Source organism: uncultured Thiodictyon sp. (assembly GCA_903837595.1).
In the GTDB taxonomy this organism is placed as follows: Bacteria; Pseudomonadota; Gammaproteobacteria; order Chromatiales; family Chromatiaceae; genus Thiodictyon.
On the sequence record CAILVI010000076.1, the window covers coordinates 1 to 2,490 of the forward strand.

The 2,490-nt window shown below is 67.9% G+C and carries 4 protein-coding genes; all 4 read right to left on the bottom strand.

Features of this window, described 5'->3' with window-relative positions; translation table 11 throughout:
* On the bottom strand, window positions 1-1,039 hold a 1,039-nt coding region (locus tag QZY44_RS04110), incomplete at its 3' end, for a Y-family DNA polymerase (protein WP_295442629.1).
* Window positions 1,036-1,620: a translesion error-prone DNA polymerase V autoproteolytic subunit gene (gene umuD / locus QZY44_RS04115; protein WP_295442631.1), complete on the bottom strand. Its 585-nt coding sequence runs from the start codon at window positions 1,618-1,620 to the stop codon at window positions 1,036-1,038. The genes umuD and QZY44_RS04110, both read right to left, overlap by 4 nt.
* Before the next feature lie 100 nt (window positions 1,621-1,720).
* Complete coding sequence (locus QZY44_RS04120) at window positions 1,721-2,035, bottom strand: histidine kinase (RefSeq protein ID WP_295442633.1); 315 nt, start codon at window positions 2,033-2,035, stop codon at window positions 1,721-1,723.
* On the bottom strand, window positions 2,032-2,397 hold the full coding sequence (locus tag QZY44_RS04125) for a hypothetical protein (RefSeq protein ID WP_295442636.1): 366 nt from the start codon (window positions 2,395-2,397) through the stop codon (window positions 2,032-2,034). The genes QZY44_RS04120 and QZY44_RS04125 overlap by 4 nt, the downstream gene beginning before the upstream one ends.
* Window positions 2,398-2,490 lie beyond the last annotated feature (93 nt).

Genomic DNA, 2,490 nt, shown 5'->3' on the forward strand with positions numbered 1-2,490 from the left:
GGCGAAAGAGCCGCCCGACGCCCTGGGTCGCGTGCCGGATCAGGGTGCCGCTGTCCTGGGTCGGCGTGGGGAACGCGACGGTGAGCGCATTGGCGTAGCAGGGCCGGGCGGTATCGAACGGACTGGTCTGCACGAAGACGCTCACGGCCGGGGCGCACAACCCTTGGGCACGCAGCTGCTCGCCGGCACGGCTGGCAAAGGCCGTCACCGCGGCCCGCAGGTCGTCCAGGTCGCTGACCCCGGCGCCGAAGCTGCGCGAGACCATGACCTGTTGGCGCGGCGGCGCGACACACGCCAAGGGCAGACAGGAGCGCCCGCGCAGCTCCCAACCGACCCGCTCCACCACCACCCCGAAGCGCTGCCGTAACCGGCGGGGCTCGGCCAGGCTCAGGGGCAGCGCATCGGCGATGCCCATCTGGCGCAGGCGTGCGCCAAAGCCGGCGGCGATCCCCCAGACATCCTCCACCGGTACCGCCGCCAGCACCGCCGCGGGGTCGGGCAGGCACGCCCAGTTGAGCACCGGACCGGCCGGGTTGCGCCCGTTCTTGGCCAGGCGATTGGCGAGCTTGGCCAGGGTCTTGGTCGGGGTCTTGGTCGGGGCGATACCGACGGCGACCGGGATGCCGGTCCATTGCCGCACGGTGCGGGCGATCTCCAGGCCGTAGGCGGTCGGCTCGGGGTGAACCCCGGCCAGGTCGAGAAAGCATTCGTCGATCGAATAGATCTCGACGCGGGGGGCCAAGCCCGCCAACACCTGCATGACCCGCCGGGACAGGTCGCCATCGAGGGCATCGTTGGAGGAGAACACCGCCACGCCGGCTTGGCGCAACTGTTTGGCGTGCTTGAAGTAAGGCGCGCCCATGGGGATGCCCAAGGCCTTGGCCTCGTTGCTGCGGGCGATGATGCAGCAGTCATTGTTGGAGAGCACCACCACCGGCCTACCTTCCAGGCTCGGCGCAAAGAGCCGCTCGCAGGAGGCGTAGAAGTTGTTGCAGTCGACCAGGGCGAACAGGGGGTCGCTGCGTGCAAGAGCGGTCAAAAGGAATGCACGGTATGGGCCACCACACCCCAGATGACCAGCGCCGTACCGTCGCGGATCTCCAGCGGCTGGAAGTCCGGGTTCTCCGGCAGCAGCCAAATCCGCTCCCCCTCGAGCTTCAGCCGCTTGAGGGTCAGCTCACCGTTCACCGCGGCCACCCCGATCGCACCTGATTTGACCTCCCGGGCGCGGTCGACCACCAGCAGATCGCCATCGCGGCTGCCGGCACCGATCATCGAATCCCCTTGGACGCGCAGGAAGAAGGTGGTGGCCGGGTGTCGGACCAGGTGCTCGTTGAGATCGATGGTGCCTTCGAGGTCATCGTCGGCGGGCGAAGGAAAGCCGGCGGCAATGCGCGACCCGTAGAGGGGCAAGGCCAGCGCGGTCGGATGCCGCGTAAAGGTCTGCGGGGCGCCGGCGACGGCACCCGCGGACCGAGCGGTCAACCAAGCCCGCACCGCGGGCACCAGGCTGACCGGCAGGCGGAGCGGGGTCGTCGGCTCGCCGAAGGGGCCCGAGCCACGCTTGCGCCCGGCCCCAGGACGGGCACCGCCGCGACGGGTTAAAGGAATGTCAGACACGGGTGCCGTGGAATTATGATAATTGTACGGCAATCATAACGATGGTGGCGGTTGCGGATGATGCGTCTTCCACGCACGCCCAATGCCTGCAAGGCACGCATCAGTGCATCACCCGCGCGACCGTGCTGAGTCCATGCGCCCACAGCTGACGCAGGAGTTCCCTCTGGTCCCCCACGATCCGCACCAGGGCCTCCTCGACCGATTCCCCGCCCAACCAGTCGCCGTCGAGAATCGACGCGATAGCTGCATCATCAGGGCACTCCACCCAGGCCGCACCGAACCCGGCGAGCCACTGACGCTGTGCTTCGTCATCGTCCAATGGTGGGTAGAAATCGCGATCGGCGGTCGCGGTTCCAAACACGGCGTAACCGGCACCGAACCACCCGCACTCAGCGACCCTGGCCGGACAGGTCATGAACACCCCTCCCCTGCCGCAAGCGCCCGCCGGCCTTCGGCGTGCGGGTCGTGATCGGATCGCGGCACCAGGGTGGAACCAAACCGGCGCTCGGTCTCAGCAAGCGGCCACGCGCGCTCAAACGCCACACCGTCAAGGGGGCGGAGTTGGTAACGCGCCGCTGAGAAGACCAGCTCGCCATCGTTAGGCGCAATCAGCCGGGCCCGGTAGAGCCGCTGGACGGGCCTGGGGCATCGCGCGGGCGTCAGCGACCCCCGCCACTGCTCAGGGGCGACGATCTCGGCCAGGGCGCCGTTGTGCTCGGGGTGGAACGCCGAGCATTGCATGATGGCGAGATCGCCAAAGTTAAAATCTGGGGACATGGACGCTTTCGAGACCTCACCTTGAGTACCGGTTCACCGTGTAGGTTACACACTACAGCTGACGGGAGATAGCCGAGTTCTGGTTCTACCACC

Coding starts and splice junctions, on each gene's coding strand:
- QZY44_RS04120 (WP_295442633.1), bottom strand. CDS start 2,035: ATGACCTGTCCGGCCAGGGTCGCTGAGTGCGGGTGGTTCGGTGCCGGT.
- QZY44_RS04125 (WP_295442636.1), bottom strand. CDS start 2,397: ATGTCCCCAGATTTTAACTTTGGCGATCTCGCCATCATGCAATGCTCG.